The sequence below is a fragment of the Nonomuraea sp. NPDC003707 genome, from assembly GCF_053587055.1.
Genome location: NZ_JBSFNK010000006.1, coordinates 227,112 through 241,472 on the forward strand (window position 1 = coordinate 227,112; position 14,361 = coordinate 241,472).

At 73.1% G+C, this 14,361-nt stretch carries 11 protein-coding genes; 4 read left to right on the plus strand and 7 right to left on the minus strand.

Annotation, left to right across the window (positions count from 1 at the left end):
• Nucleotides 1-4 precede the first annotated feature (4 nt).
• Nucleotides 5-670, plus strand: a complete 666-nt coding sequence (locus ACWDRB_RS17945; RefSeq protein ID WP_192791128.1) for a response regulator transcription factor — start codon at nt 5-7, stop codon at nt 668-670.
• On the plus strand, nt 667-1,995 hold the full coding sequence (locus ACWDRB_RS17950) for an ATP-binding protein (protein ID WP_449895075.1): 1,329 nt from the start codon (nt 667-669) through the stop codon (nt 1,993-1,995). Before ACWDRB_RS17945 ends, ACWDRB_RS17950 begins: the two co-directional genes overlap by 4 nt.
• Here the strand turns inward: ACWDRB_RS17950 and ACWDRB_RS17955 are convergent.
• Nucleotides 1,986-2,891, minus strand: a complete 906-nt coding sequence (locus tag ACWDRB_RS17955; protein ID WP_449895078.1) for a TAXI family TRAP transporter solute-binding subunit — start codon at nt 2,889-2,891, stop codon at nt 1,986-1,988. The genes ACWDRB_RS17950 and ACWDRB_RS17955 overlap by 10 nt on opposite strands.
• Between ACWDRB_RS17955 and ACWDRB_RS17960 the strand changes: the two genes are divergently transcribed.
• Nucleotides 2,890-3,642: a Mut7-C RNAse domain-containing protein gene (locus ACWDRB_RS17960; protein WP_397367043.1), complete on the plus strand. Its 753-nt coding sequence runs from the start codon at nt 2,890-2,892 to the stop codon at nt 3,640-3,642. The genes ACWDRB_RS17955 and ACWDRB_RS17960 overlap by 2 nt on opposite strands.
• On the opposite strand, the gene ACWDRB_RS17965 is transcribed toward ACWDRB_RS17960, so the two are convergent.
• On the minus strand, nt 3,639-7,079 hold the full coding sequence (locus ACWDRB_RS17965; RefSeq protein WP_449895080.1) for a serine/threonine-protein kinase: 3,441 nt from the start codon (nt 7,077-7,079) through the stop codon (nt 3,639-3,641). The two genes, ACWDRB_RS17960 and ACWDRB_RS17965, sit on opposite strands and share 4 nt — an antisense overlap.
• A 46-nt stretch (nt 7,080-7,125) precedes the next feature.
• On the opposite strand from ACWDRB_RS17965, the gene ACWDRB_RS17970 reads away from it, so the two are divergent.
• Complete coding sequence (locus ACWDRB_RS17970; protein WP_449895083.1) at nt 7,126-9,696, plus strand: BTAD domain-containing putative transcriptional regulator; 2,571 nt, start codon at nt 7,126-7,128, stop codon at nt 9,694-9,696.
• On the opposite strand, the gene urtE is transcribed toward ACWDRB_RS17970, so the two are convergent.
• From urtE to urtA, 5 genes are read right to left on the minus strand one after another with little or no spacing between them, the layout of a single operon-like run.
• Nucleotides 9,693-10,382 carry an urea ABC transporter ATP-binding subunit UrtE gene (urtE, locus tag ACWDRB_RS17975; protein ID WP_350724964.1) on the minus strand — a complete coding sequence of 230 codons (690 nt, stop codon included), beginning with the start codon at nt 10,380-10,382 and terminating at the stop codon, nt 9,693-9,695. The two genes, ACWDRB_RS17970 and urtE, sit on opposite strands and share 4 nt — an antisense overlap.
• Nucleotides 10,360-11,109, minus strand: coding sequence for an urea ABC transporter ATP-binding protein UrtD (gene urtD, locus ACWDRB_RS17980; protein WP_350724963.1), 750 nt, complete (start codon nt 11,107-11,109; stop codon nt 10,360-10,362). The genes urtE and urtD overlap by 23 nt, the downstream gene beginning before the upstream one ends.
• A complete protein-coding gene (gene urtC, locus ACWDRB_RS17985) occupies nt 11,093-12,112 on the minus strand; it encodes an urea ABC transporter permease subunit UrtC (RefSeq protein WP_449895086.1) in 1,020 nt (339 codons plus the stop codon). Before urtC ends, urtD begins: the two co-directional genes overlap by 17 nt.
• Nucleotides 12,109-12,957 (minus strand): urea ABC transporter permease subunit UrtB, encoded by an 849-nt coding sequence (gene urtB, locus ACWDRB_RS17990; protein ID WP_319713349.1) that lies wholly within the window; start codon nt 12,955-12,957, stop codon nt 12,109-12,111. Before urtB ends, urtC begins: the two co-directional genes overlap by 4 nt.
• Entirely contained in the window at nt 12,957-14,162 is a 1,206-nt protein-coding gene (urtA, locus tag ACWDRB_RS17995; protein WP_435054225.1) for an urea ABC transporter substrate-binding protein, read from the minus strand. The genes urtB and urtA overlap by 1 nt, the downstream gene beginning before the upstream one ends.
• Between the last annotated feature and the right edge of the window lie 199 nt (nt 14,163-14,361).

Sequence of the window (14,361 nt, forward strand, 5' to 3'; positions counted from 1 at the left end):
CCGTATGCGAGTTCTCCTGGTCGAGGACGACGATCGGCTCGCGTCCGCGCTCACCACGGCCCTCGCCCGGCACGGCCATCAGGTCACCCGTGCCGGGCTGGCCGTCGACGCCCTCCGCCTGGCGGGGGGCGTCGATTTCGTCCTGCTCGACCTGGGCCTGCCCGACATGGACGGCCTCGACGTGCTGCGCCGCCTGCGCCGGGTGTCGGCGGTGCCGCTCATCGTGGTCACGGCCCGCACGGAGGAGCGCGAGGTGCTGCGCGGGCTGCGGTCCGGGGCCGACGACTACCTGGTCAAGCCGTTCCGCACGGTGGAGCTGATGGCCCGCATGGAGGCGGTGGTGCGGCGCGGCACCAGGCCGATGCCGGCCCGCGACGACGTGGTGAGCGTCGGCGACGTCCGCATCGACCTGGAGTCCAGGCAGGTCACGGTGGCCGGCGAGCCGGTGACGCTGACGCGGCGGGAGTTCGACGTGCTGGCGATGCTGGCGCGCGAGCCGGGCGTGGTGCGCGGCCGGGAGGAGATCCTCGACGAGGTCTGGGGCGACCCGCTGCTGTCGGCGTCCCGCTCGCTCGACGTGCACGTGGCCAACCTGCGTTCCAAGACCGGCCGCCCGGGGCTGGTGGAGACGCTGCGAGGCACCGGCTACCGGCTGGGCTCGACGGCGTGAACTCCCGCCTGGTGGTCACGTTCACCACGCTGATCGTCTTCCTGATCGCGGCGCTGGCCGTGCCGCTGGGCCTCGCCTACGCCTCCCACCGGACGAACCGCCTGCTCCTCGACCGCCGCGCCGACGCCACCCGCTTCGCGGAGCTGGCCGACCAGGCGGCCAGGGAGGACGACCGCTCGGGGCTGATCGCCGAGATCGACCGCTACGCCGAGCTCTACGGGGCGGCGGTACGCGTACGCGACCGCGACGGCTCCATCCTGGCCACCGCGGGCCGCTTCGACGCCGACGACCGGGAGGCCACCCGCCTGGCGCTGTCCGGCCGCACGACGGAGGAGCTGCCCACGATCAGCCCGTTCGGACCGGCCACGGTGCTGCTGGCCGAGCCCGCGGGCCGGGACGCGCAGCTGTCCGGCGTGGTGCTGCTGGAGGCCCCCACCGACCGGGCCAGGCAGGACGTGTCGCTGGTGTGGGGCGCGCTGCTGGTCGGCGCGCTGGTGGCGCTGGGCTACTCGGCGCTGGTGGCCAGGCGGCTGGCCCGCTGGATCCTGCGGCCCGTCACCGAGCTCGACCGCACCACGCAGGCCATCGCGCAGGGCAGGCTCGACGCGCGGGCGCATCCCGGCGCCGGGCCCTCCGAGCTGCGGCGGCTGGAGGAACGCTTCAACGCCATGGCCGACGCGGTCTCCAACGCGATGGAGCGGCAGCGGGCGTTCGTGGCGGACGCCTCCCACGAGCTGCGCACCCCGCTCACGGTGCTGGGGCTGCGGCTGGAGAACCTGGAGCCGCATCTGCGGGGTGAGGGCACGGCCGAGTTCGAGGAGGCGATGGCGGAGCTGGACCGGCTGGCGCTGCTGGTGGAGGACCTGCTGGCGCTGGCGAAGGTGGAGGCGGGCGCGGGCGTCGAGGGCAAGGAGATCCCGCTGGCGCCCCGGCTGGGGACCTGGCGGGAGGTGTACGCGGCCAAGGGCGTCCACCTCATAACCGAAATTTCGGAAATGGCGGTGGTTCCCGAGGCGGCGGCCAGGGTCGCGGACATCGCGCTCGACAACGCCCAGAAGTTCGTGCCCGAGGGCGGCACCGTCACGGTCACCCTGGAGGACGGGGTGCTGCGGATCGCGGACGACGGGCCCGGGCTCGGCGAGGAGGAGCGGGCGGAGGCGCTGGGACGGTTCTGGCGGTCCGGGGCCCACGCGAACGTGGTGGGCAGCGGCCTGGGCCTGGCCATCGCCGCCGAACTGGCCAGGGCGTGCGGGGCCACGCTGGTGCTGCTGCCCGCCGTACCGCAGGGTCTGGTCGTGGAGCTGCGCCTGAGGGCTCAGCCGTAGGCGGAGCGGTAGTAGCGGGCGGCGCCCGGGTGGAGCGGGACGACGCCGGTGCCGATGGCGTAGCGCATGTCGAGCCGCCCGCCGGGCGCCGACGGGGCCTGGAGGCGGTCGCGGGCGCCGAAGAGGGTCTCGGTGATCGAGTACGCGAGATCGTCCGGGAGCGTGGCCCGGCACATCAGGTAGCTGGGGGTGCCGATGGTCGGCACCGGCCGGCCGACGCCGTACACGCCGGCGGGCACCAGCCCGTGCTCGTAGAGCGGGCCGAACCGGCGGCGCAGGACCGTCACCAGCGGCTCCAGCGGCACGAGCTCGATGTCCTTCAGCGCGGCCAGGACCGGCGTGGGCACCCCGCCCGACCAGAAGAACGCCTCGATCCCGCCGTCGCGCAACGCCTGGACCGACTCGTCCAGGCCCAGCCTGCTGACCTCGGCGGGCTCGGCCAGGTCGGCCACCGCCAGCACGCGGGTGGCGGTCACCGCGGTGCCCGAGCCCTCCAGCCCGATGGAGACCGGCCGACCCGCCAGGTCCTTGACCGCCGCGATGCCGGAGCCCCGCCGCACCACCAGGTGGACGTAGTTCATGTACACCCTGGCCAGCGCGGAGACCGGCTGGTGGCGCACCCTGACGGCGTCGTCGGCGCTGTCGGCCAGCGCGAACGCCACGTCGGCCCGCCCGTCGGTCATCATCGTCAGGTTCTGCACACTGGCCGCGGTCTTCATCACCCGCACCGTGAGCCCGTCCTGCCGCAGCTCTCGCGCGAGCCCGTCGCCGAGTTGCTCGTAGATCCCGCCCGTCACACCCGTCGCCAGCCGCAACTCGGTCCGCCTGCCGTCGGCGGCCGAGCACCCGGTCGCCAGCGCGGCGAGCCCCAGGAAGGCGCGGCGAGATATCGGCATGAAATTACGTTATCCGGTCCACCAGAATGGACATGTGAGCGAACGGGACGCACGCCTACTCATCGCCTCAGAGCTGACGATGTTCCTGCCGGTGAGCCGGCGCCAGGAGTGGCAGCGGGTGACGCCGGACGGCACCTCGACGCTGGGTCACCACGTCGAGTCGCTCGGCATCCCGCTGACCGAGGTGGGGCCGATGGTCGCCGACGGCCGCGGGGTGCCGCCGTCGTACCAGCTCGTGGCCGGTGACGTGGTGGAGGTCCACCCGGTGCCCCGCCCGCAGCCGCTGCCGGAGGAGCCGCGGTTCCTGCTGGACGTGCACCTGGGCACGCTGGCTCGGCGGCTGCGGCTGCTCGGCATCGACACGGCCTACCACAACGACATGGACGACCCCTCGCTGGTGGTGCAGGCCAACGAGGAGCACCGGGTGCTGCTCACGCAGGACCGCGGCCTGCTGCGCCGCCGCGCGCTGTGGCTGGGCGCGTACGTACGCGGCTCCCGCCCCGCCGACCAGCTCCGCGACCTGCTCGAACGCTTCACCCCGCCGCTGCGCCCGTGGACGCGGTGCACGGCGTGCAACGGCGAGCTGCGGCCGGTCGCCAAGCAGGAGATCGCGCCGCTGCTGGAGGCGGGCACGGAGCGCAACTACGACGCGTACGGGCGGTGCGGCGAGTGCGGCCAGGTCTACTGGCGCGGCGCGCACAGCGACCACCTGGAGGAGATCATCAGGTCGGCCCGCGCCTGGACCGCCTAGCGGCAGAGGGTGAAGGGCTCGACGCCGGGCAGGTGGCGGGCCCACTCCTGGGCGGTGAGGGTACGTCCGGCGCACCGGCAGACGGCGCCGGCCACCCGGTCCCCGTCGAGTTCGTGGGTGCGCAGCGTGCCGTCCGGCGTGACGCTGTAGACCCTCCTGCCGTCCGGTGAGAACGCCAGCCGGCCGCTCCCGGCCGCCTGGAACGACTGGAGACCGTCGAAGATCATGCCCAGCGGGTGGTTGTGCGGCACGTCCCACAGGCGGACGCGGTCGCCCCTCTCGTACGCGGCCAGCGTGCGCCCGTCGGGCGACCAGGCGAGCTGCGCGACGTCGCTGTCCGGCACGGCGGGGAAGCTCGCCAGCCGGGTGGTGACGTCCCCGTCCCAGACGGTGATCCGGTCGGGGCCGGAGAACGCCACCCGCCTGCCGTCGGGGCTGAAGGCGAAGGTGCCCTCGAGTTGCCCGGCGCCGGGGGCGGGCGGCCGTCCGGCGGCCGTCCGGGGGTCGATGAGCCGCGGTGTCAGGCCCGCGAGCAGCAGGCGCCCGTCCGGGCGGAAGGCCAGCCGCCCCGCTCCCGGGACCGTCGCGGTCCTGGAGGTCCCGCGTTCGAGGTCGTGCAGCTCCACCGGCAGGCCGCCGCCGGCGCCCCAGGGTGAGAGCGCGAGCGTGCGGCCGTCCGGGCTGAAGGCGACCGCGTCGACCCCGTTCGCGCCCTTGGTCGCGATCCGGAACTCCTGGGCCGCGGCCCCCGGCGGCACCTGGATGACGTGCACGGTGTCGTCCTCGACGAAGGCCAGGCGGCGGCCGTCGCGGCTGAACGCCATGGCCGCGCCCGTGCCCCGCCACCTGATCGGGGCCGCCAGCGGGCGTCCCGTCGCCGCGTCCCACAGGGTGAGGGCGCCGTGCCCCTTGGCCGCCAGGATCCGGGACGACGGGTCGAGCAGGATCTGGCCCTGGTCGTCGCCGCCGCCGATCGACCGGTCGAACAGCATGGAGACGTCCATCGTGAAGACTGCCCCGCCGTCGCTCAGCAGCCGCAGCGCCTGCCGGTCGCCGTCGAAGCGCAGGTCGAGGATGGGGGCGGGCGGCTGCCGCCGCAGCACGACGTCCCCGCCGGGCCACCGGCGGATCACCAGCTCCTTGCCCCACGCCCAGGTGGCGACGAACCGGTCGCCGAACGCGAACTCGACCGCGTCCCCCGACACGTCGCTCAGCCGCACCTCGCCCCCGGGGAGGCCGTAGATCGTGATGCCGGACTCGCCGGGCGCCCGGTTCGCGGTGACCGCCAGGACCCGGCTGTCCGCGCTGAACTCCGCCTCCAGGAGATCGGACCGGAGCGGCAGCCGAGGGGCGGCCAGGCGCCTGCCGGCGCGCAGGTCCCAGAGCTGGGCGCGGCCGGTGACGCTGCTGGCGACGACGCCGAGGCGGCCGTCCGGGCTCACCGCGTCCAGTCCTGCTCCTCCGGGGGTGGTGAGGGGCCTGCGGGTGCCGATGTCCCACCAGCGCTCGACGGCGGCCGGTCCCACGGGCACGGACAGCAGCCGTCCCGTCGCGTCGAACTCCAGCTCGCCCACCTCCCCCGCGGGCACCCCGAACCGGTCGCCGAGCGGACGGCCGGTGGCGGCGTCCCAGAGCCGTACTCCCCGGTCGTCCTGGAGGGCGAGGGTGCGCCCGCCGGGGTCGATCGCCGCCTTGCGCACGCCGGTGCCCACCCCGGTGATCTCCCGGAGCAGCCGGTGCGCCGGCACGTCCCAGATCCTGGCCAGACCGGCCTGTACGGCGACGAGCGCGCGCCCGTCCTGGCCGAGCCCGTACACGGAGCCGGAGCCGCGGTACGGATCGGTGAAGACGTCGGTCACGGGCTGGGAGAGCGAGTCGTAGAGCGCCCCGCGCGTCTCCGGCAGCGACGGGCTCAGCCGCCAGGCCGCCACGGTGAGCAGCCGCGCCAGCGGCGGCTCAGACTGCCGCAGGTCGGCGGCCCGCAGGGCGAGCTCCCTGGCCAGGGCGTCGTCGCGCTGGCGCACGGTCTGCCTGCGCAGATATTCGGCCAGCCCAAGCCCGCCGAGCGCGACCGCCAGCAGCACGGCCAGGGCCGCCGCCAGCAGGCCCCGCCTCCTGGACTGCCGCCTGGTCTGCCTGGCCCCCGCGTCGAGGAACTCGCTCTCCCGCCTGGCCAGCGTGAGATCCCTGCGCTCGGAGGCCGCCCACCGCAGTGCCCTGTCGAGGTTGGAGCCGTGCAGCAGGTCGGCGGGCTTCCTGCCGTGGCCGTCCCACTGGGCGGCCGCGTCGGCGAGGCGGCGGTGCACGGGCAGGCCCTCGCGGTTGGCGGCCACCCAGTCGCGCAGCCGGGGCCAGGCCTGGATGAGCCCCGGCCGGGCCAGCTCGAACGTGGTGCCGCTCCGGGTGAGGAGGCCCGCGGCGGCGAAGACGTCGAGCAGGGCGTCCACGGCCCCGCTGTCCGGGAGCTCGTCACGGCCGACCGGCCGCAGCTCGTCGCCGTCGATCATCCGCAGCAGGACCTCGGGAACGCTCGCCCGCTCGGCCTCGGTCAGCTCGGCGTAGAGCTCCTCGGCGACGGCCCCGAGATCGGGCTCCGCGACGGCGCTCCTGAGCTCCCCCGCCAGCGCTCCGCCCGCGGCCAGCGCGTCCCCGTCCGGCTCGCCCAGCAGCCGCAGGAGCACCGTCTTCGCCGGCGGCCGGTCGGCGGGCGCCTGGGAGAGGGCCGCCGAGACGAGCGACCCGAGCGGTTCGGGCAGCCCGCCCGCGTCCGGGCTGAAGCTCAGCACCCGCGTGACGACCGCCACCGGATCGCCCGCCTCCACGGCGTCACTCCCCCGAGCCGCGAACAGCACCACCATCCCCCACGCCCACAGGTCCGCCGCCGCCGTCGCCGCGCGCCCCTGGAACACCTCGGGCGACATGTACTGCGGCGTCCCCATGATGGGACCGGAGGTGGTCGGCCCGACCTCGCGGGCCACCCCGAAGTCGATCACGCGTGGCCCGTCGGGGCCGAGGATGATGTTGTCCGGCTTCAGGTCCCGGTGCACGATCCCGGCCTGGTGGATGGCCGTCAGCGCGGTCGCCACCCCGACGGCCAGCCGGCGCAGCCGGTCACCCCCGTACGGCCCCGACTCCGCGACCACCTGCCGAAGGCTGGGCCCGGGGACGAACTCGCTCACGATGTACGGGGCGGGCACGTCCACCTGCGCCTCGATCACCCTGGCCGTGCAGAACGAGGCCACCCGCCGGGCCGCCGCCGCCTCCTTGGCCAGCCTGGCCCTGGCGTCGGCGCTGTCGAACCTGGGCACCTTGACCGCGACCCGCTCGCCGTCCTGCCCGTACGCCTCGTACACCACACCCTGGCCGCCGGCGCCGAGCCGCCCGGCCAGCCAGTAGCGGCCCAGCCGGTGGGGATCGGTGGGAGTGAGAGCAGCCATCAGTTGTGCCATTCTGATCGACGTCTCCTCCTCCAAGGAAGGTCGCGTGGAATTTCGCATCATGGGGCCGCTCGAAGTGCTCGACGGCGACGGCCAGGACCGCACCCCCACCGTGCCGAAGCACCGCGATCTGCTGGCGATGTTCCTGCTGAACGCCGGGCGCCCGCTCAAGGTCGAGCGGCTGCGCAGGCTGCTGTGGCCGCGCGAGGACGGCGACCGCTCCGACTCGCTGGTGCGCGGCTACGTCGGCCAGCTCCGCCAGCTCGTCGGGAAAGACGTGATCACGACCGTGGCGGGCTCGTACGTGCTGGCGCTGGGCGACGGGCAGCTCGACGTCGACCGGTTCCGGCTGCTGGTGGACAAGGGGGCCTATGAGGAGGCGCTGAGCCTGTGGCGGGGCGAGGTCCTGGAGGACGTCGACCCCGAGGGCGAGCGGTGGGTCGAGACGCGCCGGCTGCGCGAGGAGCTGGAGGAGCTGCGATTACTGGCGCTGGAGCGCCGGGTGCAGGCCGACCTGGACGCCGGCCGGCACCGCGAGCTGCTCGGCGAGTTGCGCCGGCTGACCAGGCAGCATCCGATGTGGCAGCGCTTCCGCGGCCAGTACATGCTGGCCCTCTACCGCAGCGGCCGCCGGGTGGACGCGCTGGCCGCGTACGCGGTGCTGCGTGACCAGCTCGACGGCGGGCTCGCGATCGAGCCCGACTCCGAGTTGCAGCTGCTCTACCACCGCATGCTGCACGACGACGTGTCGCTGCACGTCTCGGCCGGCCCGCCGGTGCTGCTGCCGCCCGACGTGACCGGCTTCACCGGCCGGGGCGAGCTGCTCGACGAGGTGGTGGGCGGCCACGTCGTGGTGCACGGGCAGGCGGGCGCGGGCAAGTCGGCGCTGGCCGTGCACGCGGCCTGGCGGGAGCGGGAGAGCTTCCCCGACGGCATCCTGTACGCCGACCTGCGCGAGACGACCACCCCGTCGGCCGTGCTGGAGGACTTCCTGCGCTGGCTGGGCTGCCCGGCCCAGGCGATCCCGGCGTCGCCGGAGCAGCGGGAAAGGCTCTTCCGCACCTACACGGCCAACCGCAAGCTGCTGGTGCTGCTCGACAACGCCTCGGGCGAGGCGCAGGTGCGGCCGCTGCTGACCTCGTGCTCGACGATCGTGACCAGCCGGTCCTCGCTCGGCGGCCTGACGGGCGCGCGGCGGCTGTCGGTGGGCGTGCTCGGCGCCGGCGAGGCCATCGACCTGCTGGTGAGCGGCTCGGGCCGGCCGGCCGACGACGCCATGACCCGGCTGGCCCGCTTCTGCGGCGGCCTGCCGATCGCGCTGCGCATCGCCGGCTCCCGGCTGGCGGCCCGGCCGGAGTGGACCGTCGACTACCTGGTGGGCCTGCTGGAGGACGAGCACGAGCGGCTCGACCGGCTGCACGCGGGTGACCAGGCGGTGCGCAGTGTGTTCGCGATCGGCTTCGACGGGCTGCCCGAGTCCGCCCGGCTGACGCTGCGGGGGCTCGGCGCGCTGTCGGCCCCCGACTTCGCCGACTGGGTGACCGAGCAGCTCGGCGGGCAGGCCGAGGCGCTGGTGGACGCGGGCCTGCTGGAGACGCACGGCGTGGACGTGGCGGGCCAGGTCCGCTACCGGCTGCACGACCTGACCAGGCTCTTCGCCCGCGAGCAGCCCGTGCCGGGCGTGCTGGGGCGGCTGTCGGAGGTGGTGCTGGCCAGGGTGCGGGCCTCGCGGTTCTCACTGGTGTCGGGCGATCCGGCCACGGCCGTGGCCACCAGGGACATCAGGGAGTCGGTCGAGTGGCTGGCGGCCGAGCGGGCGTTCCTGGTGAGCCTGGTCGCCGACCTGCACGCGGCGGGGCTCGACGAGGGGTGCTGGCGGCTGGCGCACCTGCTGGCTCCCTACCTGGAGCGCCACCGGTTCCTGGACGACTGGCGGGCGGTGGTCACGCGGGCGCTGGAGGCGGCGCGGCGCTCGGGCGACGACCGGGGCGAGGCGCTGGTCCTGCTGGACCAGGGCGACCTGCACCTGGCCGAGCGGGAGTGGGAGCTCGCGCACGGGCGGCTGCGGCTGGCGCTGGGCATGTTCCTGCGGCAGGGCCGGACCCGCGAGGTGAACCACACCAGGCGCCGGCTCGGCCGCGTCCACTTGGAGCAGGGGCGGCTGGAGGACGCCGAGCGGGCCCTGCGCACCTGCCTGGAGGGCGCGGACAACCAGCGGGACGCCGCCGACGCCGAGCGCGTGCTCGGGGCCGTGCTGCGCCGCGCGGGGCGGCTCGACGAGGCCGCCGAACGCCTGCGGGCCGCCGTCAAGCACCTGGAGGAGCTGGGCGACCGGCACCGGCAGGCCGACACGCTGCTCGACCTGTCCGCGACGCACCTGGCGCAGGCCGCCAAAACGGCCGCCAGGGCCGCCGCCGAGCAGGCGAGGAGCATCGCCGTACGCCTCGGCGACCGGCTGCTGGACGCGCACGCCCTGCTGGCCCTGGCCAGGGTGAACCGGGCCGAGGGCGCGGCGGGGCGGGCGCGGGAACTGGCCGGGGCGGCGCTGGAGGTGTTCGAGCGGACCGGCGACCGCCAGGGCGCCGCCAACGCCCGCGCCCTGCTGGCCCAGGGTTAGACCGCGAGCAGGCGGCGGACGTCCTCCCGGTGCAGTTCCTCGGCGGCCCCGGTGCGCACGACGTGCCCGCCGTCGAGGATGACGAACGTGTCGGCCAGCCGCAGCGCGATGTCCAGGTACTGCTCCACCAGCAGCACGGCCAGCCCTGCGGCGTGCAGCCGCTCGATCGCCGCCTCGATCTCCAGGATGATCGACGGCTGGATGCCCTCGGTCGGCTCGTCGAGTATGAGCATCCTGGGCCTGGTGACCAGGGCCCGGGCCATGGCGAGCTGCTGCTGCTGGCCGCCCGACAGGTGGCCGGCGCTCCGTTTGAGCAGCGGCTTGAGCGCGGGGAACACCTCCAGTGCCTCGTCGATGGCCTCCCTGGTCACCTTGGCGGCCTCCATGGTGACCAGCAGGTTGCCCAGGACCGAGAGCTGGGGGAAGCACTGGTGGCCCTGGGGGACGTACCCCATGCCGAGCCTGACCCGCTCGTGCGGTTTCAGCCGGGTGACGTCGCGGCCGTCGAACGTGACCGTGCCGGCCGTCGCCGGGATCACGCCCATGACGGTGTTGAGCAGTGTGGTCTTGCCGACGCCGTTGCGTCCCATGACGCACACGAGCTGTCCCGGCCCGACCTCCAGAGAGACCCCGAACAGTACGCGTGCCCTCCCGTACCCCGACTCAAGGCCGGTCACCGACAGCATCGCTGGCCCTCCTCCCCAGGTAGACCTCCTGGACGCGGGGGTCGGCGCTGACCTCGTCGACCGACCCCTCCACGAGCACCCTGCCCTCGTGCAGCACGGTCACCGTCGAGGCGTGCCGCCGAAGGAACTCCATGTCGTGCTCCACCACGATCACCGTGTGGTCGGCGGCGATCTGGGTGAGCAGCTCCCCCGTACGCTCCCGTTCGTCGCTGGACATGCCCGCCACCGGCTCGTCCAGGAGCAGCAGCCGGGGGCGCTGCGCCAGCAGCATGCCGATCTCCAGCCACTGGCGCTGGCCGTGCGAGAGAACACCGGCCGAACGTTCGGCGAGATCTTCGAGTCCGGTCCTGGCCAGCGCCTCCTCGACGGCCTCCGACACGCCCTTGCGCCGCCTGGCCAGCGACCAGAGCGGCTTGCGGAAGCTGGCCGCGAGGTCGAGGTTCTCGACCACGCTCAGCTCCTCGAACACGACCGACGTCTGGAACGTGCGGCCGACGCCCAGGCGGACGATCTGGTGCTCCTTCCTGCCGACCAGGTCGTGCTCGCCGAACCGCACGCTGCCCGCCGCCGGCCTGGTGAGGCCGGTGATCACGTCGATCAGCGTGGTCTTGCCCGCGCCGTTGGGCCCGATCAGGAAGCGCAGCTCGCCCTCGGGCACGGTCAGGTCCACGCCGTCGAGCGCCCGGAAGCCGTCGAACACGACCTGGACGTCACGTAGTTCGAGCACGCCGCCACCTCCCCACCAGGCCCACGATCCCCTTCGGTGCGAGCGTCATGACCAGGATGAACAGCGCGCCCTGCAGGTAGAGCCAGCCGTCGGCGAACTGCTCGCTGAACGCCGTCTTGGCGTAGCCCATGACGACCGCGCCGAGCACCGCGCCGGCCAGCGCGTGCCGCCCGCCGACCGCCACCGCGACGACCAGCTCCAGCGAGGGCACGACGCCGAGCAGCGCGGGCGAGATGATGCCGACCACCGGCACGAACAGCGCGCCCGCCAGCCCCGCCATGCCCGCCGAGGCGGCGAAGGTGACGGTCTTGACCAGGGCCGGGTCGTAGCCGAGGAAGCGCACCCGGTCCTCGCCGTCCCTGACGGCGACGAGGAGCCGGCCGTAGCGGCTGTTCACGAGCTGGCGGGTGGCGAGGTAGAGGACCCCGAGGACGACGGCCACCACGAGGTAGAGCGTCCGCTGCGTGGAGTCCTCGGCCAGGTCCTGGCCGAACAGCTCGAAGAAGTTCGTCATGCCGTTGGTGCCGCCGGTCAGGCCCTGCTGGCCGATGAGCAGGATGACCAGGGCGGCGGCCAGCGCCTGGGTGAGGATCGCGAAGTACGCGCCCCGTACCCGCTGCCGGAACACCAGCGCGCCCAGCAGCAGCGCGATCGCCACGGGTCCGAGCACGGCCATGGCGAGGGCGAATATGGGGTTGGCGAACGGCGCCCACAGCGCGGGCAGCCGCTCCACCCCGCTCCACACCATGAAGTCGGGCAGCCCGCCGCCGGCCTCGGTGAGCTTGAGGTACATCGCCATGGCGTAGCCGCCGAGCCCGAAGAAGACGCCCTGGCCGAGGGTGAGCATGCCGCCCTGCCCCCAGGCCAGCCCGATCCCGAGCGCGACGATCGCGTAGCAGAGGTATTTCGCCAGCAGCCCCAGCCGGAACGGCTCCAGCAGCAGCGGGGCCGCCACCAGAGCGATCACGGCCACTGTCGCGAAAGGCAGATTTCTCTTGATCATGTGAGCACCCTCGACCGGAGCACGAACATGCCCTGCGGGCGCACCTGCAGGAACGCGATGATCACGGCGAACACGATGACCTTCGCCAGGGAGGCGTCCGACCAGAACTCGGCGTAGGAGTTCAGCAGCCCCAGCCCGATCGCGGCCAGCACGGCGCCGCGCAGCTGCCCGAGCCCGCCCGCCACGACGACGAGGAACGCGTCCACGATGTAGTACGTGCCGAGCGCCGGCCCGACGGGCCCGATCAGCGTCAGCGCCACCCCGGCCACGCCCGCCAGCCCGGACCCGATGAAGAACGTCAGCATGTCCACCCGGCCGGTGTCGATGCCGCTGGTCGCGGCGAGCTGCCGGTTCTGCACGACGGCCTGGGTCCGGCGGCCGAGCCCGGTGCGGTTGAGGTACAGCCAGACCGCCACCACGCCGGCGATCGCGAGCCCCATGATGAACAGCCGGTTGTAGGGCAGGATGCCCACCCCGCCCGCGAGCCAGGAGGGGGCGGGCACCTGCACGTTCGGCGCGCCGAACAGGTCGCGGGCGAGCTGCTGCAGCACCAGGCTGACACCCCAGGTGAGCAGCAGCGTGTCCAGCGGGCGGCCGTAGAAGTGCCTGATGGCGGCCCGCTCCAGGATCAGCCCCATGAGCCCCGCCACCAGGAACGCCGCCGGCAGCGCGAGCACCAGGTCCTGCAGCAGGAACGCGGTGTACGCGCCCGCCATGATGAACTCGCCGTGCGCCATGTTGATCACGCCCATCTGCCCGAACGTGAACGTCAGACCGAGCGCGATGAGCAGCAGCACCGCCCCGATGGACAGGCCGATGGGGAGCTGGTTGAGGAAGGCCGGCATCACTGCCCCGCCGCCAGGCCGGAGGCCCAGGAGTAGCCCTTGAGGTACGGGTCCGGCTTGATCGGCTTGCCGGAGTCCCACACCTGCTTGATCAGGCCGTCGGGCTGGACGATGCCGATGCGGGCGGTCTTGTACATGTGCTGGTTCTCGCCGTCGATGGTGACCAGGCCCTCGGGGCGTTCGAGCGAGATGCCGGGCGCGGCCTTCTTGACCGCCTCGACCTCGGTGCTGCCCGCCTTCTTGACCGCCTCGGCCCACAGGTAGACCGCGTTGTAGCCGGCTTCCATGGGGTCGGAGGTGACCTTGTTCTGCCCGTACTTGGCCTTGTACGCCTTGACGAACGCGTCGTTGGCCGGGGTGTCGGTGGTCTGGTAGTAGTTCCAGGCGACCGGCTGGCCCACGATGTTGTCCACGCCGATGCCGGTGACCTCCTCCTCGGCGATGCTCACCGACAGCACCGGCATGCTGTCGGCGGACGAGCCCGCGCTCTTGAGCTGCTTGAAGAAGGCCACGTTGCTGTCGCCGTTCAGGGTGTTGAAGACGGCGTCCGGCTTGGCCTGCATGACCTTGTTGACCAGCGTGGAGTATTCGGTGTGGCCGAGCGGCGTGTACTCCTCGCCGAGGATCTCCATCCCGTTCGCCGCCGCGTACGCCTTGATGATCTTGTTCGCGGTCCGCGGGAAGACGTAGTCGCTGCCCACCAGGAACAGCTTCTTCTTGCCCTGCTCCTTCAGGTAGTCGAGGCCGGGGATGATCTGCTGGTTGGTGGTGGCGCCCGTGTAGAAGATGTACGGCGAGCTCTCCAGGCCCTCGTACTGCACCGGATACCAGAGCAGGGCCTTGTGGCGCTCGAAGACCGGCAGCATGGCCTTCCTGCTGGCCGAGGTCCAGCCGCCGAAGACGGTGGCGACCTTGTCCTGCCTGATCAGCTTGGTGGCCTTCTCCGCGAACGTGGGCCAGTCGGAGGCGCCGTCCTCCACCACGGGGACGAGCTGCTTGCCGAGCACGCCGCCGGCCTTGTTGATCTCTTCTATGGCCAGGAGTTCGGCGTCGCGGACGGTGACCTCGCTGATCGCCATCGTGCCGCTGAGCGAGTGGAGGAGGCCCACCTTGATCTCCTTGGAGTCGGCGGGCTTGGCATTCGATCCGCAGGCCGCGAGGGCCAACACCAAGGTGGCGGAGACAATCGGACGGGAGATGCGCACAGCCGTTCCTTCCTGCCGACCGTTACTGGGAGAAAGGTGACTCCGCGAGATTTCCCGAGTAGATCGCGGTTGTTAAGACGCGTTTGCCGAGTGTTCACAAATGCACTTAATCCGAAATATGGGGGTTGAGTCGCAGTGCGAAACCAACACGACATGCCCCGGCAACAGCCACGAAACCGCCGGTTCCTATGGTCCGGCC